At 65.2% G+C, this 21,775-nt stretch carries 20 protein-coding genes; 6 read left to right on the top strand and 14 right to left on the bottom strand.

Features of this window, described 5'->3' with window-relative positions:
• Positions 1–68 precede the first annotated feature (68 nt).
• Entirely contained in the window at positions 69–2,138 is a 2,070-nt protein-coding gene (locus ACSH0F_RS02310) for a S9 family peptidase (RefSeq protein ID WP_435200523.1), read from the top strand.
• Positions 2,135–2,530: an acyl-CoA thioesterase gene (locus ACSH0F_RS02305; protein WP_435199512.1), complete on the top strand. Its 396-nt coding sequence runs from the start codon at positions 2,135–2,137 to the stop codon at positions 2,528–2,530. Before ACSH0F_RS02310 ends, ACSH0F_RS02305 begins: the two co-directional genes overlap by 4 nt.
• On the opposite strand, the gene ald is transcribed toward ACSH0F_RS02305, so the two are convergent.
• The 8 genes from ald to ACSH0F_RS02265 all read right to left on the bottom strand — a co-directional run bounded on the left by ald (position 2,527) and on the right by ACSH0F_RS02265 (position 9,615).
• Positions 2,527–3,642: an alanine dehydrogenase gene (gene ald, locus ACSH0F_RS02300; protein ID WP_435199510.1), complete on the bottom strand. Its 1,116-nt coding sequence runs from the start codon at positions 3,640–3,642 to the stop codon at positions 2,527–2,529. The genes ACSH0F_RS02305 and ald overlap by 4 nt on opposite strands.
• A gap of 116 nt (positions 3,643–3,758) precedes the next feature.
• Complete coding sequence (locus ACSH0F_RS02295) at positions 3,759–5,306, bottom strand: DUF389 domain-containing protein (RefSeq protein ID WP_435199508.1); 1,548 nt, start codon at positions 5,304–5,306, stop codon at positions 3,759–3,761.
• Between the two features lie 129 nt (positions 5,307–5,435).
• Entirely contained in the window at positions 5,436–5,699 is a 264-nt protein-coding gene (locus ACSH0F_RS02290) for a hypothetical protein (RefSeq protein ID WP_435199506.1), read from the bottom strand.
• A 77-nt stretch (positions 5,700–5,776) separates the two neighbouring features.
• Positions 5,777–5,995, bottom strand: coding sequence for a hypothetical protein (locus ACSH0F_RS02285; RefSeq protein WP_278329199.1), 219 nt, complete (start codon positions 5,993–5,995; stop codon positions 5,777–5,779).
• A gap of 25 nt (positions 5,996–6,020) precedes the next feature.
• The gene (locus ACSH0F_RS02280; protein WP_435199504.1) at positions 6,021–6,230 is read right to left on the bottom strand and encodes a hypothetical protein; all 210 of its coding nucleotides are present in this window, start codon (positions 6,228–6,230) and stop codon (positions 6,021–6,023) included.
• 35 nt (positions 6,231–6,265) lie between these two features.
• The gene (locus ACSH0F_RS02275; RefSeq protein ID WP_435199502.1) at positions 6,266–6,469 is read right to left on the bottom strand and encodes a class IIb bacteriocin, lactobin A/cerein 7B family; all 204 of its coding nucleotides are present in this window, start codon (positions 6,467–6,469) and stop codon (positions 6,266–6,268) included.
• Positions 6,470–6,638: 169 nt separating this feature from the next.
• The gene (locus ACSH0F_RS02270; protein ID WP_435199500.1) at positions 6,639–8,978 is read right to left on the bottom strand and encodes a DNA translocase FtsK 4TM domain-containing protein; all 2,340 of its coding nucleotides are present in this window, start codon (positions 8,976–8,978) and stop codon (positions 6,639–6,641) included.
• Between the two features lie 127 nt (positions 8,979–9,105).
• Complete coding sequence (locus ACSH0F_RS02265) at positions 9,106–9,615, bottom strand: thiamine phosphate synthase (RefSeq protein ID WP_435199498.1); 510 nt, start codon at positions 9,613–9,615, stop codon at positions 9,106–9,108.
• A 25-nt stretch (positions 9,616–9,640) separates the two neighbouring features.
• Here ACSH0F_RS02265 and ACSH0F_RS02260 point away from each other — a divergent pair, with 25 nt between their 5' ends.
• Complete coding sequence (locus ACSH0F_RS02260) at positions 9,641–10,315, top strand: YggS family pyridoxal phosphate-dependent enzyme (protein WP_435199496.1); 675 nt, start codon at positions 9,641–9,643, stop codon at positions 10,313–10,315.
• A gap of 10 nt (positions 10,316–10,325) precedes the next feature.
• On the opposite strand, the gene ACSH0F_RS02255 is transcribed toward ACSH0F_RS02260, so the two are convergent.
• On the bottom strand, positions 10,326–13,085 hold the full coding sequence (locus ACSH0F_RS02255; RefSeq protein WP_435199494.1) for a [protein-PII] uridylyltransferase: 2,760 nt from the start codon (positions 13,083–13,085) through the stop codon (positions 10,326–10,328).
• Positions 13,082–14,776, bottom strand: a complete 1,695-nt coding sequence (locus ACSH0F_RS02250; RefSeq protein ID WP_435199492.1) for a class I adenylate-forming enzyme family protein — start codon at positions 14,774–14,776, stop codon at positions 13,082–13,084. Before ACSH0F_RS02250 ends, ACSH0F_RS02255 begins: the two co-directional genes overlap by 4 nt.
• A gap of 163 nt (positions 14,777–14,939) precedes the next feature.
• Between ACSH0F_RS02250 and lgt the strand changes: the two genes are divergently transcribed.
• From lgt to ACSH0F_RS02235, 3 genes are read left to right on the top strand one after another with little or no spacing between them, the layout of a single operon-like run.
• A complete protein-coding gene (lgt, locus tag ACSH0F_RS02245) occupies positions 14,940–15,815 on the top strand; it encodes a prolipoprotein diacylglyceryl transferase (protein ID WP_435199490.1) in 876 nt (291 codons plus the stop codon).
• Positions 15,812–16,897: a class I SAM-dependent methyltransferase gene (locus tag ACSH0F_RS02240; RefSeq protein ID WP_435199488.1), complete on the top strand. Its 1,086-nt coding sequence runs from the start codon at positions 15,812–15,814 to the stop codon at positions 16,895–16,897. Before lgt ends, ACSH0F_RS02240 begins: the two co-directional genes overlap by 4 nt.
• Positions 16,894–17,307: a DUF2147 domain-containing protein gene (locus ACSH0F_RS02235; RefSeq protein ID WP_435199486.1), complete on the top strand. Its 414-nt coding sequence runs from the start codon at positions 16,894–16,896 to the stop codon at positions 17,305–17,307. Before ACSH0F_RS02240 ends, ACSH0F_RS02235 begins: the two co-directional genes overlap by 4 nt.
• On the opposite strand, the gene ACSH0F_RS02230 is transcribed toward ACSH0F_RS02235, so the two are convergent.
• The 4 genes from ACSH0F_RS02230 to ACSH0F_RS02215 all read right to left on the bottom strand — a co-directional run bounded on the left by ACSH0F_RS02230 (position 17,304) and on the right by ACSH0F_RS02215 (position 21,657).
• Positions 17,304–18,839, bottom strand: a complete 1,536-nt coding sequence (locus ACSH0F_RS02230) for an ABC transporter permease/substrate-binding protein (protein WP_435199484.1) — start codon at positions 18,837–18,839, stop codon at positions 17,304–17,306. The genes ACSH0F_RS02235 and ACSH0F_RS02230 overlap by 4 nt on opposite strands.
• Positions 18,836–19,600, bottom strand: coding sequence for an ATP-binding cassette domain-containing protein (locus ACSH0F_RS02225; RefSeq protein WP_435200521.1), 765 nt, complete (start codon positions 19,598–19,600; stop codon positions 18,836–18,838). Before ACSH0F_RS02225 ends, ACSH0F_RS02230 begins: the two co-directional genes overlap by 4 nt.
• Positions 19,600–20,049 (bottom strand): hypothetical protein, encoded by a 450-nt coding sequence (locus ACSH0F_RS02220; protein ID WP_435199481.1) that lies wholly within the window; start codon positions 20,047–20,049, stop codon positions 19,600–19,602. The genes ACSH0F_RS02225 and ACSH0F_RS02220 overlap by 1 nt, the downstream gene beginning before the upstream one ends.
• Before the next feature lie 81 nt (positions 20,050–20,130).
• The gene (locus tag ACSH0F_RS02215) at positions 20,131–21,657 is read right to left on the bottom strand and encodes a GAF domain-containing protein (RefSeq protein ID WP_435199479.1); all 1,527 of its coding nucleotides are present in this window, start codon (positions 21,655–21,657) and stop codon (positions 20,131–20,133) included.
• Positions 21,658–21,775 lie beyond the last annotated feature (118 nt).

The raw sequence follows: 21,775 nt of genomic DNA, 5'->3' as shown, positions 1-21,775 counted from the left end.
GGTCATGCGCCCCACTTACGCCTCACCGGCACCCATTTCCACCCGTTGCGACGCCAAGGAGTTCTCCCATTTCGACCAGCCGCCCCGCCGAGCCGCCCAAGGCCGAGAAACGCGACTTTTCCTATTCGCATCACGGGATCACCATCGCCGATCCCTATGCCTGGCTGCGCGATCCCGGCTATCCGACGGTCGAGGACAAGGACGTGCTCGCGCATCTCGAAGCGGAGAATGCGTGGTTCGAAGCGCGGATGGAACCGCAGCAGGACCTGGTCGAAGAACTCTTCAAGGAGATGAAGGCGCGCATCAAGGAGGACGATTCGACCGTGCCCCAGCGCCGGGGCGACTTCCTATACTGGTCGGAATTCGAGGAGGGCGCGGAGTATCGCAAATACTACCGCAAGGCCGTAAGCGGTGGCGATGCGCATCTGATCCTCGACGAGAACGAACTGGCCGAAGGACACGAGTATTTCCGGCTGGGCACCTTCTCCGTCTCGCAGAACGGCAAGCTGCTCGCTTATTCGGTCGACACCAATGGGTCGGAGCGGTTCACTGCGCGGGTGAAGAACCTCGAGACCGGCGAGCATCTGCCCGACGAGATCCCCGGCACGCTGTCCGGCCTCGTCTGGGTGATGGGCGACACGGCGCTGGTCTATGGCCTCGCCGACGAGAACTGGCGGGTGCACGACGCCACGTTGCACATGCTGGGCACGCCGCTGTCGGACGATGTCGAACTCTATCGTGAGACGCTGGACGAGGGCTTTCGCGTCGGTGCGGGCCTCAGCGCACAGGAGGACTGGCTGGTCGTATCGACCGGCGACAATGAGACCAGCGAAGTGCGGCTGGTGCCGGCAAACGACCCGACGGCCCAGCCGATCCTCGTCAAGCCGCGCATGAAGGGCGTCGAATACGATGTCGACGTGCGCGACGGCACGCTGTGGGTCCACACCAATGACGACCACATCAATTTCCGCCTTGCCACGGCGCCGCTCGACATGCCCGATGCATGGGAAACGCTGATCGAGGGCTCGGACGAATTCTATCTCGACGGGTTCGAACTCTATCGCGATTTCTTCGTCACCGAAGGGCGCGTGAAGGGGCTCGACCAGATCCAGCTGCGGTCCTACGCGCAGCCCGATCTCGTCAAACCGATCGCCTTCGCCGAAGCGAGCTTCACCGCGGGGCTCACCAACAATCCCGAATACCATCAGGACAAGTTGCGCCTGTCGTACCAGAGCATGGTCACGCCGGATTCGGTGTTCGACTATCACGTCGAAAGCGGCGAGCTGGAACTGCTCAAGCAGCAGGAAATCCCTAGCGGCTACGATCCCGAAGCCTACACCACCGAACGCGTCGAGATCGAAGCGCGCGACGGGACGATGATCCCGGTCAGTGTGGTCATGCGCAAGGATCGCCCGGACGGGCCTGGCCCGCTGCATCTCTATGCCTACGGCGCCTACGGTTTCGCCGTGCCGCCGGGCTTCTCGACCACCCGCCTCAGCCTGGTCGATCGCGGCTTTGCCTATGCCATCGCGCATATCCGCGGCGGCGACGATCTGGGCCGCAAGTGGTATTTGCAGGGCAAGCTCAACGAGCGGCTCAACACCTTCACCGATTTCGTCGATGTCGCGAAGGGGCTGGCGGCCAAGGGGTTCACCGAAGAGGGCAGGATCAGCATCTCCGGCGGCTCGGCAGGCGGCGAGCTGATGGGCGTGGTCGCGAATACCGATCCGCAACTGTGGGGAGCGATCGTAGCGCATGTGCCCTTCGTCGATGTGCTCGCCACGATGCTCGACGAAAGCCTGCCGCTGACGCCGGGCGAATGGCCCGAATGGGGCAATCCGATCCTGTCGAAACAAGCCTTCGCCTATATCCTGAGCTATAGCCCGTACGACCAGGTGGTGGAGCAGGACTATCCGCCGATGCTGGTGACCGCCGGTCTCAACGATCCGCGCGTGACCTATTGGGAGCCGGCCAAATGGGTGGCCAAGCTGCGCGAGCTGAAAACCGACGACAACGAGCTGCTGCTCAAGACCAACATGGGCGCAGGCCATGGCGGCAAGTCGGGCCGCTTCGAAAGCATTCGCGAAGCGGCGGAAGAGGTCGCCTTCGTACTCTGGCAGCTGGACGTCGAGACGTGAGTGCCCCGACCTTCGACAAGACCTTCACCGCTCGGCCCGATCACATCGACGAGCTCGGCCATGTCAATAATGCCGTGTGGGTGCAGTGGATTCAGGACATGGCGACCGCGCATTGGGAGGCGGCTGCGCGGCCTGCCGATCGCGAGGCGTTCTTCTGGGTCGTGACGCGACACGAGATCGATTATCGCGGCAATATCGCGGAAGGTGACCGCGTGACCGGCACGACCTGGATCGAAGGTCCGGCGCGCGGTGCGCAATCGACCCGTCGCGTCGAGTTTCGCGATACCGAGGGCAAGATCATCGTCTCCGCGACGACGACCTGGGCGATGCTCGAACGAGCGACGCAGCGCCTCGCGCGCGTGCGCCCGGACGTGCTCGCGCCGTTTACCTAGCCGAGGATGTCGGCGACCGTCCGGTATTCGTAGCCCAGCTCGTTCGCCACGGCTTCATAGGTCACGGTGCCCTTGTGCACATTGAGCCCTTCGGCGAGGTGCGGATCGCGGCGCAGCGCTTCCTTCCAGCCGAGATCGGCGATGCGCAGCGCGTGCGGAAGGGTCACGTTGTTGAGCGCATAGGTGCTGGTGCGCGCGACCGCGCCGGGCATGTTGGCGACGCAATAGTGCACGATATCGTCGATGACATAGGTCGGATCGGCATGGGTGGTCGGCTTGCTGGTTTCGAAGCAGCCGCCCTGGTCGATCGCGACATCGACCAGCACTGCGCCCTTTTGCATGTCGCCCAGCATCTCGCGGGTGACCAGCTTGGGCGCCGCTGCGCCGGGGATTAGCACCGCACCGATGACGAGGTCCGCCTGGCAAACCGAATCGTGGAGGTTCGCGCGGTTGGAGAACCGGGTGGAGGCCCGCGCTTCGAAGAAGGTGCCGACCTTTTCCAGCACTTCGGGATCGCGGTCGAGGATGGTAACGTCCGCGCCGAGGCCGACCGCCATCTGCGCGGCATTGAAGCCGACCACGCCGCCGCCGATCACGACGACCTTGCCCGGCATCACGCCCGGCACGCCGCCCAGCAGCACGCCGCGGCCGCCATGCGCCTTCTCCAGCGCGCTGGCACCCGCCTGCACGCTCATGCGGCCGGCCACCTGGCTCATCGGCTTCAGCAGCGGCAGCTGGCCGCGCGGGCCGGTGACCGTTTCGTAGGCGATGGCCGTCACGCCGCTGGCGACGAGGTCCTTGGTCTGCTCCGGATCGGGCGCGAGGTGGAGATAGGTGTAGAGAATCTGGTCCTCGCGCAGCTTGGCGCGCTCCACCGCCTGCGGTTCCTTGACCTTCACCACCATTTCGCATTCGGCGAAGATCGGGTCCGGCCCGTCGACGATCTTCGCGCCTGCAGCGACATATTGCGCGTCGGTCGCGTCGATGCCGCAGCCGGCCTCGGTTTCGATCCACACCTCGTGGCCCCGCGCGGTCAGTTCGCGCGCGCTCTCCGGCGTCAGGCCGACGCGGTATTCGTGGTTCTTGATTTCCTTGGGGCTGCCGATGCGCATGGGGAGGACTCCGTTGTCTGCGCCGCCCGTTACATCTGCAACCATCTACGGGCAAGCCCGCCCTCGACGGAATGCGAACAGAGGCCGGCTAAGCGGGACGTACTACATCGGGTCGCTCAGGGGATGGTGTCGGACCCCGGCGCAGACCATGCAGTTACGATGCTGTTTCCCTCGCCGGAGATCCGCGTCTCAACGAAACGGGCATCGTCACCGAGGCCTGCCACCGCCGTATCGATCGCCTCTTCACCGCCGGTCAGCACGGCCCGCACGCCGGTGCGGCTGGCGGCCCAGCCGACCAGTGCGAGGCGCAGGGCGTTGTCGGCGTCGAGTCCGTCTTCGCCCACAGTAATGTCGGGCAACGGCAAGAGCGGCGGGCGCAGCTCTACCGACCAGCCGGGTGCCTGCGCGGCCAGCCGCCGCTCGAGTTCGCGATAGCCGGACAAGGTAAGCCCCTCCAGCGCATTGGCCTGTGCCACGGCGCGGCGGTTGTCACGGTCGACGAGGACGGCGGACCGCTCGACCCCGGCGACCAGCGCCAGCCGCTCGCCAAGCGCGGCAATCTGCCGTTCGGTCGCTTCCGCCTGCTCGCGGGCGCGGGCTTGCGCCAGGGCAGCCTGTTCCGCCGCGCCCGGATCGGTGCCGACGCGGAACTGGTCGATCCTGACCGAAACCTCTTCGTCCAGCGCCCGCGCCAGCGAGCGCCCGAGATAGGTGTTGGCATTGGCGCGGAATTCGGGCGTGAGGACGCTCGCCGTAATCAGTACGGGATCGGCGTCCCAGTCGATCTCCAGCGTATCGATGCGCGACTGCGGGTCGAAGGCATCCTCGATCGTATTGCGCACGATCCGCTGCCCGTTGCTCTCGTTCGCGATCTGCACCAGCGAAAAGCCCAGCGGTATGGCGAGCGCGATGAAGGTGATGAGGATGCCGACGCTTTCGAACATGCCCTGCCGGCTCGATCGCGTGGACTTGAAGCCATACAGCCGCGCCATGACGAAAGCGGACAGCGCGATGGTCAGCAGATTGGTGACGAACAGCATCAGCGCCCCGCCGAATACCGTCCAGTTCCAGGTCGCCAGGCCGAAGCCGACCACGGCGAGCGGCGGCATCAGGGCCGTGGCGATGGCAACGCCGACGATCGTCCCCTCGCGCCCGCGGATCATCGCATAGCTGCCCGCCAGGGCAGAGAAGAGCGCGACGAGCAGGTCGAACAGGCTCGGCCTTGTGCGCGAAGCGATCTCCTCGGTCACGGTCTGCAAGGGCGAGAGCCAGACGATCAGCGCGCAGAACAGTACGGCGACCAGCGTGCCCCAGAACAGCGCCTTGGCGCACAGGCGCAGCCAGGTGAACTTGCCTTCCGCCAGCGCGAAACCCGCGCCCAGGATCGGCCCCATCAGCGGAGACAGCAGCATGGCCCCGATTACCACCGCGGGCGAGGACAGCAGCAGGCCGAGGATCGCGATCCCCGCCGACATGCAGATCATGAAGATGTAACGCGGCGTCAGCGAGCTTTCGGCGGCGATCTTCTGCAAGACCTTGCCGTGCTCGACTCCGTCGGCCACATCGTTCCGCCACCAGCCCACGGTATAGCCCCACAGCGCATCGATCGGCGTGCGGTATTGCGACTGGGCGGATGTCACGGCGGCGCTTTGCGGCGCGGTCATGGCAATTCGTCTCCTACGTGCGGTGCCATCTAAGAAAAGCTTGCGCGACGATGTATAAGGACGAGGCGCGTATGTCGCGCTTCAATTTCGGACCGGCGGATCGACCGGCGCGAACCGAGAGCCGGTCGTCTAGTCGCTTCTTTCCGCGAGCATCGAGAGGCGGGCCATCGGAACGATATCCCCAAGCTCGAACGCCCCCTCGATCCGGCCTTCGAAAACGTCTCCCTCGCGCAGCCAGCGGTCCTCGATACTGGTCCAGTTCGGATTGGGGAACGCACCGTTGAATTGGACATTGCGGCGCACACCCGGACTGACGACTTCTACGCGGACGGTACGCCCGAAGAGCCCGTTCTTGACGACGCCAAGGATCCGAAAAGTGGGTGTGTCGGTCATGTCCAGCTCCTACTGGCGCAAAGGGGGAGATCGGCGCTTGCCGACCTCCCCCCGAAGTTGCGCAAATGCGGCGGCGGTCAGGCCAGGGTGACCAGCCGTTCCCCCAACGCTTTGGCAGTGTTATAAATCGGCCCCAGAGCGGTCATCAACCCCACGATCATCAAGCCGAGCGCAATCGCCTCCATCACGAACTGGACCGGATGCTCGCGCATCTTGCTCCACAGTTCGGCGACATCGAGCGGCGAACCGGTCAATGCCCGGTCCAGCGGTATCACGCGGTTGGAAAATAGTATCATGATCTGCTCCCTGACCGAATGGATCTTACGATCCTTCTTGCGTGGTCTCTTCCGTGTCCGGCGTGGTGCGCGTGAGTTCGCGACCCAGCTCTTTCGCGCCTTCGTAAAGCGCGACATAGCCATCGCGAAGGGTCCACAGAAGCCGAACGGTGGTGAGCACACCCCCGTTGGTCGCATCGATTTCCTGGCCGTCGAGCGACTGGATGCCGGTGGCCGGTGTGTTTGCGGTGCTCATTGTTCAATCCTCTCGAAAATCGTGTGCGTCGGCGATCAACCGGCGTCCTGCTCGGCCTTGCGCTGTTCGTCTTCGGCAATGCCGGTGAAGATCCCATCGACGAGGCCGATGAGCGCGGTCGTTGCTGCGACCGCACCAAGCGCGGCCAGCGGGACGATGCCGCCATTGACGCTTTCGATTTCGTCGAAGGTGAGTTCGGCGCATTGGGCCGAACGGCTGAATTCGGAATGGTTTGACATGTACATAGTGCCCCTCTCAGGTTCGCATCGAGATTACGGACAAGCCTGTCCGCAAGCGAAACCTGCCGACCCAGAGGGGGTGCAGTCCATATGGCAACCGGTCTAGGTCGATGCGTCTAGATCGAAGCAACTATGCCGGCGCGCCGAAGGCGGCGCTGCGTGATCTGCCTCAGATCGGATTGCCGTCCTGGTCGCGGAAGATCTCGCGGCGGCCGACGTGGTTGGCCGGGCCGACCAGCCCTTCGCTTTCCATGCGTTCGATCCACTTGGCCGCGGTGTTGTAGCCCACGCCCATCTGGCGCTGGAGCCACGATCCGCTGGCCTTCTGGTTCTCGATCACGATCTGGCAGGCCTGGCGATACTTGCGCTCGTCCGGATCGTCGGACGCGGTGAACTCGTCCTCGAAACTGTAGCCGCCGTCTTCGGGCTCTTCGGTGACGGCATCGACATAATCGGGCTTGCCCTGTTCGCGCCAGTGATCGGCGACCTTCTCGACTTCCTCGTCGCTGACGAAGGGGCCGTGTACGCGCAACATCGCGCCGGTGTTGGGCTTGTAGAGCATATCCCCCTTGCCGAGCAGCTGCTCCGCGCCCTGTTCGCCCAAAATAGTGCGGCTGTCGATACGGCTGGTGACCTTGAAGCTGATGCGGGTCGGCAAATTGGCCTTGATGACGCCGGTGATGACGTCGACCGAGGGACGCTGCGTCGCCATGATCAGGTGGATGCCGGCGGCGCGACTCTTCTGGGAGAGGCGCTGGATCAGCACCTCGATTTCCTTGCCGACGGTGACCATCAAATCGGCCAGCTCGTCGACGATCAGCACGATCAACGGCAGCGGTTCGTAATCGAGCTGCTCTTCCTCGTAGATTTCCTCGCCGGTCTCGGGATCGAAGCCGGTCTGCACCCGGCGGCCGAGCGGCTTGCCCTTCTCGGCTGCCTTCTTCACTTTCTCGTTGAATCCGGCGATGTTGCGCGAGTTCACGCTCGACATCATGCGATAGCGCTTCTCCATCTCCTCCACCGCCCATTTCAGGGCGCGCACGCTCTTGTGCGGCTCGGTCACCACCGGGCTGAGGAGGTGGGGGATGTCGTCGTAGGTCTTGAGCTCTAGCACCTTCGGATCGATCAGGATCAGGCGGCATTCGTCGGGCGTGAAGCGATAAAGCAGCGACAGCAGGATGGCATTGAGGCCGACCGATTTACCGCTGCCGGTCGTGCCTGCGACGAGCAGGTGCGGCATGGCGGCAAGGTCGGCGACGATCGGCTCGCCCGCGATGTCCTTGCCCAGGATCATCGGCAGGCTGCCCGAATGATCGACGAAGGCCCCGCTGCTCGCCAGCTGCTTGTAGCTGACCATCTGGCGGTCCGCATTGGGCAGTTCGATGCCGATCACGGTCTTGCCCGGAATGGGCGAGACGCGGGCGCTGATGGCGCTCATGTTGCGCGCGATGTCTTCGGCGAGGCCGACCACGCGACTGGCCTTGATGCCGGGGGCGGGTTCCAGCTCGTACATGGTGACCACCGGCCCGGCGCGCACGGCGGTGATCTCGCCCTTCACGTTGAAATCGTCGAGCACGTTTTCGAGCAGGCGAGCATTACGCTCCAGCGCCATCTTGTCGAGCTTGGGCGCGGAATTTTCCGGCGGATCGTCGAGCAATTCCAGCGTCGGGAGCTGGTAATTGGCGAACATGTCGCGCTGCTTCGCCTTGGCCGGTTTCGGCTGGGCGGGCATGGGTGCGGGATCGGCGATTTCCGGCGCGCGGCGCGGTTCGCGAAACTCGACCGGATCGGCCTCGTCTTCTTCGTCGGCTACTGCGGGTTTGGCACGCTTCTGGCGCTTGGGAATCAGCGGCAGGTCCGCATCTGCGAGTGCCGGGCGGCGCTTGACGAAATCGGGCAGGGTCAGGAACTGCGCCCAGTCGATGGCGAAGACGCGCGTGACCAGTGCGATCCCGCCCGCCAGCGCGACGAGCGCCAGCGCCAGGACGATCCAGCCCGATGCTGCCTCGCCGAACCGAGCGGCGACCGCCTCGATCCCGAGACCGCCCAGCTGGCCGAAGAGGCCACCGAGCCCTGCAGGCAGGCTGCCTGTCGCGGGATCGAACAGCAGCGCGAGCACAGTGCCAAGCAGCACCATGGCCGCAAGCAGCATGGCGAAGGGGCCCCACCAACGGCCGGGCGTCTCCTGCTCGTCATCATCCTCCACGCCGGTCCACAAGCGGCGCGCGGAGATATACAGCAATGGCAGCAGCAGCGCGGCGGTGATGCCGAAGAAATTGAGCGCACGCTCGGCGGCCCAAGCTCCGGAGAGGCCCATCCAGTTGCCGATATCGGTGCGGTCGGCGGCGGTGGACGGGCTGGGATCGGTCTGCGTGTAGCTGGCCAACGACAGGGTCAGGAACAGCAGCAGCGCGAACAGCAACCCCGCCCCCGCCATATGCGTGGCGCGGCGGAAAGAGCGGCGGAATGCCGCCCGCCAGTCGGGTGCTGCGCCAGCGCGCGTGGCCATGTGTCTCGCCTCTGTGTCGTCGGGAGCTTTCAGTATGAATCCTCGGCGAGTCCGAGGTCAAGCGGAGTTCGTCGAGCGGGTGTATTTTCTGAGCAACACACCCGCCATTGCGGGGATGCCGATCTGGTCACGTAAGGCCGTCGATCGCGGCCCAGCGAGGCCAGTTCAATTCGCGCGCGCGCTCGGCATTCATTCCCCCTAGCGCGATCACCGGTACGGGCGAACGCTGAGCTAGCACGGAAAACCCCATCGCGCCCAGCGTCGCGCCGCCGGGATGCGACGCCGTCCGGAATACGGGCGAGAGAAATATGCCGTCAGCTTTCGCTTCGATGGCGGCTTCGATCTCCTCGCCATTATGCGCCGTTGCCAGACGCAGCCCATTCCGGAGGCGCTCCGGCGCACCATAGTGCCCATCGGCACCCCAGTCCTCGTCGCCCGACAGCACGACCACATGGCCGCATTTGCGCGCCACGGTCGAGAGCTCGTCGAACCGGCTCCGCCGTTCCGCCGGGTCGAGATGATAGTGCCGGAAGACGAAGCCCGACCACTTCGGTAGCGCGCGCAATGCTGCCTCCAGCCCGGCATCGTTGCGGGCGTCCGACAGCAGCCAGATCAGCGGGAGGGTCTGTCCATTCATGCGGCGTCCGCTATAGCGCATGGCCATGGAAAAGGCAGACACTCCGCTCCAGCAGGTTCAGGCCAATATCACACAGGCGTGCAAGATCGCGCGACGCGATCCGGGCGAGGTGACGCTGGTCGCGGTCAGCAAGACCCATCCGGCAGACGCGATCCAGCCGCTGCTGATCGAAGGCCAGCGCCATTTCGGCGAGAACCGCGTGCAGGAATCGCAGGCCAAATGGCCCGCGCTACGCGAGGAATATCCGGCGGTGCAGCTGCACCTCATCGGCCAGCTGCAATCCAACAAGGCGGACGATGCCGTGGCGCTGTTCGATGCGATCCATTCGCTCGACCGCCCGAGCCTCGTGAAGGCGCTGGGCAAGGCGATGGACAAGTTGGATCGCCGCGTGCCGTGTTTCGTGCAGGTCGATGTCGGAGAGGAAGAGCAGAAGGGCGGGTGCCCCATCGCGGAACTCCCCGCGCTGCTCGACCAGGCGCGCGAGGCGGATATCCCGATCGCCGGCCTGATGTGCATCCCGCCGTTCGACATCGAGCCGACCCCATTCTTCGCCCTGCTCGACAAGCTGGCGCGCGACCACGGACCAGCCGATGGTTCCTGGGGCCGCAGCATGGGCATGAGCGGGGATTACGAGACCGCCGTCAAGCTCGGCGCGACGCATGTGCGGGTGGGCACCGCGCTGTTCGGGGAGCGGGGCTGAGCCTGCCGCTTCAGGCGTTCTCCAGCCGATCCTGCGTCGCGTCGCTGGCGGCTTCGATCAGCCGGGCTTCGATGCGGTTCATCCGTTCGCCTTGCTCCAGCTTGTGGCCGGTGAGGTCGGTGATGTAGAACGTGTCCGCCGCCCGTTCGCCGTAGTTCGTGACATGGGCGGAATGCACCACAAGGCGGCTTTCGAACAGCACCCGCGCAAGGCGGTTGAGCAGCGCCGGACGGTCGCGGGCATTCACTTCGATCACGGTGAAGCGATTGGAGGCCTTGTTGTCGAACAGGACGCGCGGGGACACGTCGAAGGCGCGCGCGCGGCTGTGCGCCAGCGGGCGCTGGGCGAGGCGCGGGGCGAGATCGACGCGATTGGCAAGCGCATCCTCGATGCTGGTCTTCAGCCGCTCCAGCTGGCCTTCTTCCGCGAAGGCGCCGCCATGCGGGTCCTGCACCAGGAAATTGTCGAGCGCCCAGCCCTGCCGCGTGGTATGGATGCGCGCATCGATGATGTTGCCGCCAGCGAGGTGGATGCCGCCCGCGATGCGGTAGAACAGGCCCGGATGGTCGGCAGCGATGACCGTGACCAGCGTCGCGCCGCGCTCTTCGTAGAACTCGCAATGGATCGACAGGTCGTGCTTCTGTTCGCGCGCGGCGGCGTAATGCACCAGGTTGAGCGCGATGATATCGACCGGCTCGGCGATCCAGTAGGGGTCGGCCATCGCTCCGCCCACTGTTTCGGCCAGATCGGCCTTGTCGCCGAGCAATTCCGCGACCTCGGCCTTCTTCGCCGCGATCTTGCGTTCGCGCCCTTCGCGCATGTGGCCGAGACGCAGGCGCTCGCTCGCCGTGTCGTAAAGCTCGCCGAGAAGCTGGCCCTTCCAGCTGTTCCACGTACCCGGGCCGACCGCGCGGATGTCGACCGCGGTCAGGATCGCGAGATGGCGCAGCCGCTCCTGGCTCTGCACCTTGCCGACGAAATCCTCGATCGTCTTCGGGTCGGTAAGGTCGCGCTTCTGTGCCGTGTGGCTCATCAGCAGGTGGTGCAGCACCAGCCAGGCGACCAGCTCGGTCTCGCTGTCGGAGAGGCCGAAGCGCGGACACAGCTCGTGCGCTACCTCTGCCCCCAGCTCCGAGTGATCGCCGCCGCGGCCCTTGGCGATATCGTGCAGCAGCGCCGCCACGTATGCCACGCGGCGCGAAATGACCTTGTGAATCAGCCGCGTGGCGCGCGGGTGATCGTCGGCCAGTTCGCCCTTTTCGATCCTGTTGAGCAGGCCGATCGCGCGGATCGTATGCTCGTCCACCGTATAGTGGTGGTACATGTCGAACTGCATCTGCGCGTTGACCTTGCCGAAATCGGGCACGAATTTCCCGAACACGCCAGTCTCGTTCATCCAGCGCAGGACCATTTCGGGATCGTTGCGCCCGCACAGCAGGTCGAGGAAGAGGGCGTTCGCGCGCTCGTCATTGCGCACCGCCTTGTCGATCAGCCCGCTGTCGCGATCGGCCTGGCGCATCGTTTCGGGATGCACCTCGAGCTGCTGCTCTTCGGCGATCTGGAAAATTTCGATAAGGCGCACCGGATCCTTGCGGAACCAGTCGTCGGACGGCGCGGCGATCTTGCCGCCGAACACGCGGTAGCCTTTCACGGTCCGCGCCTTCTGCTTCCAGCCGGCGAAAAAGCCGGAGCGCGCGCTCTTGGCTTCGAACTGCTCGTCGATATGCGCGAGGAAGACGCCGGTGAGCGAGCCGACCCGCTTCGCGTGCAGGAAATAGAGCTGCATGAACCGCTCGACCGAGCTTTTGCCCGGTCGTTCGGCGAAATTCATCCGCTCGGCGATCTGGCGCTGCATGTCGAAGGTCAGCCGGTCCTCCGCCCGTCCGGTAAGCACATGCAGGTGGCAGCGCACGGCGAGGAGGAAGTTCTCCGCCCGGCGGAAGCTGCGATATTCGGCCTGCGTGAACAGCCCCACATCGACCAGCTCCGCCGCCGCGCGCACGCGATGGATGAACTTGCCGATCCAGTAGAGCGTATGGAGGTCGCGCAGCCCCCCCTTGCCGTCCTTCACATTGGGTTCGACGACATAGCGGCTGTCGCCCATGCGCTTGTGCCGCGCGTTACGTTCGGCCAGCTTCTCGGTGACGAAAGTGCGCTCGTTGCCACGCACGACCTCCGATGTGTAGCGGCGCGAGCCTTCGTCGTAGAGCGCCTGGTCGCCCCAGACATAGCGGCCTTCGAGCAGGGCGGTGCGGATGGTGAGGTCGTTCTTCGAGAGGCGCATCGCCTCGTCCAGCGTGCGGGTCGAATGGCCGACTTTGAGGCCGAGATCCCACATCAGGTAAAGCATCGCTTCGACCACCTGCTCGCACCAGGCGGTCTTCTTGCCGCCGACGATAAAGGCGATGTCGACATCGGAATGCGGCGCCATTTCGGAGCGGCCGTAGCCACCGACCGCCATGATCGTCAGCCGCTCTGCCTGCGAGCGATTGGCGCTGGGGTAGAGATGCGTCGTTGCATGATCGTGGATCACGCGCAGCAGCTGGTCGATCAGGAAGGAATGCCCGCCCGCGCATTCGTGCCCGGCCGAATGCTTTTCCTCCAGCCGCCGCGCGAGCTCGGCGTGCCCCTTCTCCAGCGCACCCTTGAGCAGCTCGACGATGTGCGGTCGTGCCGTTTCGCCATGCTCCTCCACCAGCGCATCGATCCGCGCGGCGATATCGCGCCGGTCGAAGATCGCGCGCTGGCGGGGGATGCGGAACGTGCTCAAGCGGCCTCGTAATCGCTCGCGTACGTGGCCTTGACGGTCCGCTTGTCGACTTTCTGCGTGCCGAGGCGGGGCAGCTGCTCCTCAGCCTGCCACAGCACGCTCGGCACCTTGAAGGCGGCGATATGCTCGCGCAGGAATTCCTGCAGGTCGTCGGAAGACAGCTCCTTGCCCTCGTGGGTCAGGTAGACGGCTGCCGGGATCTCGCCGAAGCGTTCGTCGGGCAGGCCGAAGACGGAGCATTCGGCCACTGCCGGATGTGCGTAGATCGCCTCTTCCACCTCGATGCAGGAGATGTTCTCGCCGCCGCGGATGATGATGTCCTTCTTGCGATCGACGATGAACAGGTAATCGTCCTCGTCCATGTAGCCGAGATCGCCGGTGCGGAAGAAGGCATCCTTGCTGAAGGCCGCCTTGGTCGCTTCCTCGTTGCGCCAGTAGCCGAGGAAATTGCAGACCGAGCGGATCGAGATCTCGCCCACTTCGCCCTGCGGCAACTGGTTGCCGTCGTCGTCGAGGATGGCCATTTCGACCAGCGGGCGCGAAGGCATGCCCGTGCTGTTGGGCTTGGCGAGATAGTTCTCGTTGAGATTGCCCGCGCCGACACCGTTGGTTTCGGTAAGGCCGTAGCCGAGCACGGGATAGCCGTCCTCGAAGGCGGACTTGATCTTCTTGACGTGCTCCACCGGGCGCGCGGAACCGCCGGCGGCAAAGGTCTTGCACTGCGAGAGGTCGTATTTCTCGCGGTCGGGATGCATAGCGATTTCGTAGCTCATCAGCGGCACGCCGACGAAATAGGTGATCTTCTCTTCGTCGAGCAGGCGCAGCGCTTCGCCCGCATCCCACTTCGGCATCAGCACCAGCTTGCGGCCCATGGCGAAGCTCTGGAGGAACAGCGGCACTTCGCCCGTCACGTGGAACAGCGGCACAGCGACCAGTGCGCTCGGCTGCACGGTCGGGGCCTCGCCCCGCTCGGTCAGTAGCTGGAGCATCATCGCCGTCTGGCAGACATAGTTCATCGTGCCCGAAACGACGCCGAGATGGTCGGAATAGGCACCCTTGGGATGGCCGGTCGAGCCGGAGGTGTAGAGGATGGTGGCCAGGTCTTCCGGGCCGATCTCGCCGAGCATCTTCATTGCGGTGTCGCCAGCCGCCCAGATCGGCGCAAGGCCCTCGCTCGGCGTACCGTGGTCGAAGACGACGACCTTGGCCGGGTGCTCCACACCCTCGAGGCGCGCGGCGCGCTGCGCATCGGCCAGCACCAGCTTGCATTCGCACAGGTCGATTCCATAAGCGAGCTCCTCGCCCGTCCACCAGCCGTTGAGCAGCGTGGCGCAGCCGCCCGACATCAAAATGCCCATATAGGCGACGATCCAGTTGACCGAATTGCGCGCCGCGATGCCCACGCGGTCGCCCTTTTCGATGCCGTGCTGCGTCGCAAGGCCGTGCGCCACATGACTGGCGGCATGCCAGACCTCGCCGAAGGTCATGCGCATATCGCCATCGACGAGGAAGGTCTCGCCTTTCTTCTCGTTGCAGAAATGGGCGAAGAAATGCGCCAGGCTGGGGGGCGCGTTCTTGAAGGCGGGCATGGCAACGCCGCGGCGCGTCGCCTCGGTCAGTTCGAACATCTGGCCCGGCGCGGTCACGGCGTCGGTAATGCGGTGGATGTCCTTGTCGAGTTCGGTCGGCATGGTGGTCAGGGTCCTCTCTCAAAACGGCGCACGGCCCCGATTCGAGGCTCGCGCAGAAATTGCGGCTCGACGCAGGCTTTCCCCAAAACTCCTGCTATGCCAAAAGCCGCCGCCGATGGGTCGTCGGATGCGGCCTTGAACATATCTCTAAGAGGATAAGCCCTTGCTGTCACTACTCGCCGCGAGCGGCGCCACCGACCCGATCTACTGGCAGGATCTGGGGCTGCGGCCCTATCTGTTCGAGATCGGCAGCTTCCAGCTGCGCTTCTATTCGCTGGCCTATCTGCTCGGCATCCTGCTCGGCTACTGGCACCTGTCGAAGATGATCAAGGCGCCCGGCAGCCCGATGGCCCAGCGCCATGCGGACGATCTGTTCTTCTATTGCACGCTCGGCGTGATCCTCGGCGGGCGGCTCGGCTATGTCGCTTTCTACCGGCCCGAACTGTTCGGCACTCTGGACATGTTCAAGCTATGGGAAGGCGGGATGAGCTTTCATGGCGGGGTGATCGGCGTGCTGGTGGCGATCAGCTGGGTGGCCTGGCGCGGGCATCTCAACTGGCTGCGCATCTGCGACTATATCGCGGTGAATGTCCCGCTGGCCTACATGCTGGGGCGGCTAGCGAATTTCGTGAACGGCGAGCTCTACGGCCGTCCGGTGGAAGGCGATTTTCCCTTCGCGATGATTTTCCCGAGCGATCCGCTGCAACTGCCGCGCTATCCCAGCCAGCTGTTCCAGGCCGGGCTGGAAGGGCTGCTGCTCGGCGTGATCCTGATCGCGCTGTTCTGGAAGACCCGCGCGCGATACCGCCCGGGCCTGCTGGTCGGCCTGTTCACCGTCGGCATGGGCGTCGGCCGCTTCGTGAACGAGTTCTTCCGCGAGCCGGACGCGCATCTCGCCAATGTGGTGGTCGAGACAGGCCTGTCGCGCGGGCAATGGCTGAGCCTGCCGATGATCGCGGTGGGCCTCGGCGTGCTGGCCTTTGCGCTGGCGCGCCCGGCCATCGGCGGCGCCAAGGCGGGCAAGCCGGCGACCGCATGAGCGAAAGCGCGCCCGACGATCTGGCGACCAGCTTTCGTCGCCTGATTGAACGGCACGGGCCGATGCCCGTGGCGCGCTACATGGGCGAAAGTAATGCGCGCTATTACGCCAGCCGCGATCCGCTTGGCGCAGCAGGCGACTTCACGACTGCGCCGGAGATCAGCCAGATGTTCGGCGAGATGGTCGGGCTGTGGCTGGCCGATATCTGGACACGCGCGGGCAAGTCGGAAAACGCGACCTATGTCGAGCTAGGGCCGGGGCGCGGCACGTTGGCGAGCGATGCGCTACGTGCCATGGCGAGCCAGGGTTTGCGGCCCGAGGTGCATCTGGTCGAAGGCTCGCAAGCCTTGCGCGCGGTCCAGTCCGGCGCGCTCGCCGGGGCGCAGTTTCACGACACGATCGACAGCCTGCCCGAAGATCGCCCGATCCTGCTGGCGGCGAACGAATTTCTTGACGCGCTCCCGGTGCGCCAACTGGTGATGACGGAGCGGGGTTGGCGCGAGCGGATGGTGGCACTGGACGAGGAGGGCGGCTTCGTCTTCGCCGCCGGGCGGAGTCCGATGGACGATGCGGTGCCGGCCGAGCAGCGGGCGGCGGAACCTGGCACGATCATCGAGACCAGCGCCGCCGCGGCGGCGCTGGTCGACGCTCTTGCCGAGCGGCTGGAGCGACAGGGCGGCGCGGCGATTTTCATCGATTACGGGCACCTCATGCCGCGATGCGGCTCGACGCTGCAGGCCGTGAAGGCGCATGAGAAGGTCGGTGTGTTCGACCATCCCGGCGAAATGGACCTCACCGCGCATGTCGATTTCGCTATGCTGGTGGAGGTCGCCAAGCGCGCCGGGCTTGCCATTGCCACCGCGACACAGGGCGAATGGCTCGGCGCCATGGGGATCGGCTTGCGGGCGAAGGCGCTTGCAACCGCTTCGCCCAATCGAGCGAAGGACGTTGCGTCAGCGCATGACCGGCTCGTTCAGCCGGCGGCCATGGGGGACCTGTTCAAGGTGCTGGCCCTGACGCCGCGCGACTGGCCGCGCGGTGCCGGATTTGCCGAAGGCGAGAGGCGGAAGGTAAAGGCATGAGAGCATTGGTCGCATCGCTCGCCGCCCTATTGCTGGCATCGCCCGCGCTGGCTGCCGATCCGGTTCAGGGCCGCTGGATCACCGAAGAGAAAGACGCCGTCATCACCATCGCCCCCTGCAGCGCAAAGCTGTGCGGGCGGATCTCGAAATTCCTGGTCGCCCCGCCGCCAGGACTCGACCAGCGCGACGTCAACAACAAGGACGCCTCCAAGCGCAGCCGCAAGCTGCTCGGCATGCCGGTGCTGACCGGCTTCGTCGAAGACGGCGACGAATGGCGCGGGACGATCTACGATCCCAAGAGCGGCAAGACCTATCGCTCGATCCTGCAGCGCAAAGGCTCGAACCAGCTGACCGTGAAGGGCTGCCTTGGGCCCTTCTGCCAGACCCAGACATGGCGCAAGGTCGGCTAAAGGCCGATCCGGTCCGCGAGCCGCCGGGCCGCTTCCGCGAACGTCAGCTTGTCCTCCTCGCGGTCGACCGAAAGGTTCGCCTCGCGCATCGCCTCGACATCGATCGCGCCCATTAACGGCGCGATCGCGGCACGAATCGCGGCGTTACTCCCGGTTCCGGGGGAGAGCAGCACGATCGCGTCGTAATTGGGAAACGCGCCCTGCGGATCCTCCAAGATCGTCAGCCCGTCCGCCGCGATGCGCCCGTCCGAAGTATAGGCCCCGATCACATCCGCCTCGCCCGATTGCAGCGCGTTGTACATGAAGGTCGGCGAGAAATTGCGCCGCTCGGCAAAGCGCAGTCCGTAGGTATCGCGCATGGCAATCCATTCGGGCCGCTCGAAGAATTCAGGGTCGCCGCCGACGGTCATGCCACCCGCCGCGCCGGCCAGATCGGCAATCGATTCGATGCCGAGCGCCGCCGCCCGCTCGTCGCGCATGGCGAGGCCATAGGCGTTTTCGAACCCCAGCCGGCCCAGCACATGGGTGCCGCTGGTGTCGGTTTCCCACGCGGCGATTTCCTCCAGCATCGCGTCGCGCGGCGGGTTGTCCTCGCGCCTCATCTGGTTGGTCCAGATCGTGCCGGTGTAATCGACCAGCACGTCGATCGCGCCGGTGGTGACCGCCCGGTGCGCCACTGCCGAGCCGAGCCCATCGCGATAGTCGACCGAAAAGCCGCTCTCTTCCAATTGCTGCCCGATCAGCCGGGCGAGAATATACTGCTCGGAAAACCCCTTCGCCCCGATGACGATACGCCGCTCGTCGCTGCCCCCGAAATTCGCCAACAATGCCGCGCCGACACCCAGCGCGACAGCTGCCAGACCGCCGAATGTAAGCACGCGACGGCGAGTCTTGAGCCCCTTTTCGATAGTGCCGAGCAGCCCATCGGCGATGAGGGCAAGCCCCGCACTCGCGATGCACCCGGCCAGCACCAGCACCCAGTTCTGCGTCTGCAATCCGGCGAAGATCGGATCGCCGAGGCTCTTCTGGCCGATGGTCGTCGCCAGCGTGGCGGCGCCGATTGTCCAGACCGCCGCCGTGCGGATGCCCGCCATTATGTAGGGCGCGCTGAGCGGCGCTTCGACCAGCCGCAGGCGCTGCCAGAATGTCATGCCCACACCGTCCGCCGCCTCGATCACGCCGGGGTCGAGATTGGCCTGCGCGGTGATCGCATTGCGCAGGATCGGGAGCAGCGCATAAAGCGACAGCGCCAGAAGGGCAGGCAGGAAGCCGAGCGTCGGCAGGCCTTCGCCGAAGACGGCGCGCAGGCTCAGCAGGATTGGGAAGAACAGGGCGAGCAAGGCGAGCGCCGGGATAGTCTGGACGAGGCTTGCGAAGCCGAGCGCGGCTCGTGACACCGCAGGCGAGCGGCTCGCCCAGACGGCCAGCGGCAAAGCCACTGTAATCCCGAGCGCGATGGCCGCTGCCGACAACAATACATGCGCAGCGAGCTGGTCGCCGAGGTTCAGAAGCGCCTGCCAGATTTCGCTCACCTCGCCAGCTCCGCCAGCCGGTCCGCCTGCGCGCGAGGGACAGCGACCAGCTCCTGCGCGACCGCTCCGCCGCGCCCCTCCAGCAAGGATTGCGGAGTCTCGTCGGCCACGATCGCGCCTGCATCCATCACCAGCACCCGGTCGGCCAGGAGCAACGCTTCGGCCATATCATGCGTGACCATGATGGTGGTGAGGCCAAGTTCGTCATGCAGCTTGCGCACCCGGACGCCGAGCGCATCGCGGATGACCGGATCGAGCGCGCCGAACGGCTCGTCCATCAGCAGCAGGTGCGGATCGCCCGCCAGCGCACGGGCCACACCGACCCGCTGGCGCTGCCCGCCGGACAGGGCATCGGGCATCCGGGTCGCCATTCCGGCATCGAGCTCGACCAGTTCGAGCAGCTCGGCGATCCGCGCAGGGGACAGCTTCTCCCCAGCAAGCCGCGGGCCGATCGCGATATTCTCGCCCACCGTCATGTGCGGTAACAGGCCGATCGACTGGAACACATATCCAACCCGGCGACGGAGGGCTGGCAGCGGCAGGCTGCCGACCGGATCGCCTTCGTAGATCACCTCGCCGCTGTCCGCTTTCGCTAGGCGATTGATCGTCTTGAGCAGGGTCGACTTACCGGATCCCGACGCACCGACAAGCGCGACGAACTGGCTAGGTGCGATCGTCAGCGAAACCTCGCGGACGGCTTCGACCGCTCCGTAACGCTTGCCGACAGCCCGGAATTCCAGAGCAGCTTGGTCCTCGGAAATCACTCGTCCTCGGTGCTCGATTCATCGGGCAGGCGGTAATCGACGCGCTGCAATTCGATCCGGCGGTCCTGCGGCCCCGTCGCGTCCATCATGTCGTCGGTCATGCTCTCGGGATTCCAGCACCTTTCGACGCCGTTTTCCTCGTTCGGAGTGAAGCATAAACGCTCGTCACCGGTGGCGTTGAAGGTCCATTGGCCTTCTTGCCACAAGTCCCCGTTGCGAAGGTCGCGATAGCTGCCATCGCGGTCGAGATAGGTTGTGTAGCGCGCACCGTCTTCCGATGTGATGCGCCAGGCGGTCTCTGCGAAATCGCCCGGCAGAGAGGTGTCTTCCGCCGCTGCTACAGGCTCCCCGACCTCGGTGGTTTCGACCACCTCGGATGAGTTTTCGTCCGGATTGCTGCAAGCCGCGACCAGAACCATCGCTCCTGCCAGGACCACCATTCGCATCTTGGGCCTCTCCTCTGCCGATCCGCGCACCCTAGCAGGTTGCGCCATGGGGGAAAGGCGCGGTCGGACCCAGCAGCGCGGCTACGGGACCAGCTTCTCCACTGGGAACACCAGGTCGACCGTCAGTCCCTCATTTGCAAGCAAGCGCTCGAAACGCCCGCCGAGCTGGCTTTCGACTGCCATCCGCAACAGGCGCGAACCAAAGCCCTCCCGCTGCGAATCGAGCGGATCGCACACGCCTTCCATGGTTTCATGCCAAGTCACGCGAAGTTCTTCGCAATCGCTTTTCTCACGGGCGATCTCGACGCAGATCGTCCCGTCGTCGCAGGCGAGCGCACCGTATTTGGCGGAATTGGTCGCCAGCTCGTGGAAGATCAGCGCCAGCGGCGTCGCCGCCTGGGGGCCGGTCTCGACGTCATCGCCCTTGACCAGCAGGCGCTCGGGCCGACCGTCGCCATAGGGCTTGAGCAGATCGCGCAGCAGGCCCTGCAGGCTGTCGCTGGATCTTCCATCGCCGGGACGGACGTAATCATGCGCCGTGCCCAGCGCGCGGATCGCCTCGTTGAGTTCCTTGGCGAATCCCTCGACCTCGGGCTTGCCTCGCGAACGTATCGCGATGAGGCCGGAGACGACCGCAAAGATATTCTTGATGCGGTGCGACAGTTCGCGCGCCAGCAGGTCGTTGCTTTCCGAGAGGCGGTGGGTCTCGTCGATATCGATCCCTGCGCCGAACCAGGTTTCGACGTTGCCGGCCGCATCGCGCATCGGCCATGCGCGCAGAACCATCCAGCGATACTCGCCATCGGCCCGCTTGAGGCGCGCCTCGGCTTCCCAGCGCTCCTCGGTCTTGCGCGATCTTGCGCGCATATCGGCGACCGCCTCGCTTTGTTCTTCGTGGACCAGCGATTCGAAGTCGATCGACCCGACGTCCTCGGTGCCGCAATATTCGTAGAAAGCCTCGTTGCCGAACTCGATCGATCCATCGGGCCGCGCTGCCCATGCGAGCACCGGAATATGTTCCGCCATCCGCCGCAGCCGCATGCTTTCGCGCACGAGCTGTTCCTGCACCGCGAGGTATTCGCGCCGCGCGTTGAGACGCCGCATCACCGATGCCGCGAGCACTTCGAGGCCCTCGCGCTGCAAATCGGTCAGACCTTCCAGACGGGGTTCGGTATCGATGACGCAGAGCGAACCCAACGGCGCTCCTTCCGACGACAGCAGGGGCGCGCCGGCGTAAAACCGGATCTTCGGCTCGCCGGTCACCAATGGGTTGCGCTCGAACCGCGGGTCCAGCAGCGCGTCGGGCACCACCATCGGCTCGCGCTCCATCATCGCATGGGCGCAGAAGCTGGTCGGGCGGGGTGTTTCGGTCGCATCCAGACCGGCCCGGGCGAGAAAGCGCTGGCGCTGTTCCTCGACCAGGCTCACCAGCGAGATCGGCGCCCCGCATAGCTTTGCGGCGAATTGCACGATCTGCAGCAGCTCGTCGTCGTTCTCCAGCTCGTCGAGGCCATAGGACGCCATTACCGTCAGGCGGTCCTGCTCGCCGCAGAATGCCGGGTTCGGCCCTTTGGTGGTCGGCCAGGATGTGGACGCGTCGAGAAGCATGACTGGCCAACGCTTTTAGATTCATCGCCTTGTTTTACAAGCCACAGAGGCCCGCAGGATCGCGCGATACTTCGATCACGCAAAGCGGGTTTGCCCGCCGCGCTTCGTTTCGCTATCG

This window comes from Qipengyuania sp. 902, from assembly GCF_051195295.1.
Taxonomy (GTDB): Bacteria; Pseudomonadota; Alphaproteobacteria; order Sphingomonadales; family Sphingomonadaceae; genus Qipengyuania.
This window is presented reverse-complemented; position numbering and strand designations above follow the sequence as displayed.

Excerpts from the sequence above, each read along its gene's own strand:
- ald (WP_435199510.1), bottom strand. The coding sequence starts at position 3,642 with ATGCGCATCGGCAGCCCCAAGGAAATCAAGAACCACGAATACCGCGTC.
- ACSH0F_RS02295 (WP_435199508.1), bottom strand. The coding sequence starts at position 5,306 with ATGACCGCGCCGCAAAGCGCCGCCGTGACATCCGCCCAGTCGCAATAC.
- ACSH0F_RS02290 (WP_435199506.1), bottom strand. The coding sequence starts at position 5,699 with ATGACCGACACACCCACTTTTCGGATCCTTGGCGTCGTCAAGAACGGG.
- ACSH0F_RS02285 (WP_278329199.1), bottom strand. The coding sequence starts at position 5,995 with ATGATACTATTTTCCAACCGCGTGATACCGCTGGACCGGGCATTGACC.
- ACSH0F_RS02280 (WP_435199504.1), bottom strand. The coding sequence starts at position 6,230 with ATGAGCACCGCAAACACACCGGCCACCGGCATCCAGTCGCTCGACGGC.
- ACSH0F_RS02275 (WP_435199502.1), bottom strand. The coding sequence starts at position 6,469 with ATGTCAAACCATTCCGAATTCAGCCGTTCGGCCCAATGCGCCGAACTC.
- ACSH0F_RS02270 (WP_435199500.1), bottom strand. The coding sequence starts at position 8,978 with ATGGCCACGCGCGCTGGCGCAGCACCCGACTGGCGGGCGGCATTCCGC.
- ACSH0F_RS02265 (WP_435199498.1), bottom strand. The coding sequence starts at position 9,615 with ATGAATGGACAGACCCTCCCGCTGATCTGGCTGCTGTCGGACGCCCGC.
- ACSH0F_RS02260 (WP_435199496.1), top strand. The coding sequence starts at position 9,641 with ATGGAAAAGGCAGACACTCCGCTCCAGCAGGTTCAGGCCAATATCACA.
- ACSH0F_RS02250 (WP_435199492.1), bottom strand. The coding sequence starts at position 14,776 with ATGCCGACCGAACTCGACAAGGACATCCACCGCATTACCGACGCCGTG.
- ACSH0F_RS02240 (WP_435199488.1), top strand. The coding sequence starts at position 15,812 with ATGAGCGAAAGCGCGCCCGACGATCTGGCGACCAGCTTTCGTCGCCTG.
- ACSH0F_RS02235 (WP_435199486.1), top strand. The coding sequence starts at position 16,894 with ATGAGAGCATTGGTCGCATCGCTCGCCGCCCTATTGCTGGCATCGCCC.
- ACSH0F_RS02220 (WP_435199481.1), bottom strand. The coding sequence starts at position 20,049 with ATGCGAATGGTGGTCCTGGCAGGAGCGATGGTTCTGGTCGCGGCTTGC.
- ACSH0F_RS02215 (WP_435199479.1), bottom strand. The coding sequence starts at position 21,657 with ATGCTTCTCGACGCGTCCACATCCTGGCCGACCACCAAAGGGCCGAAC.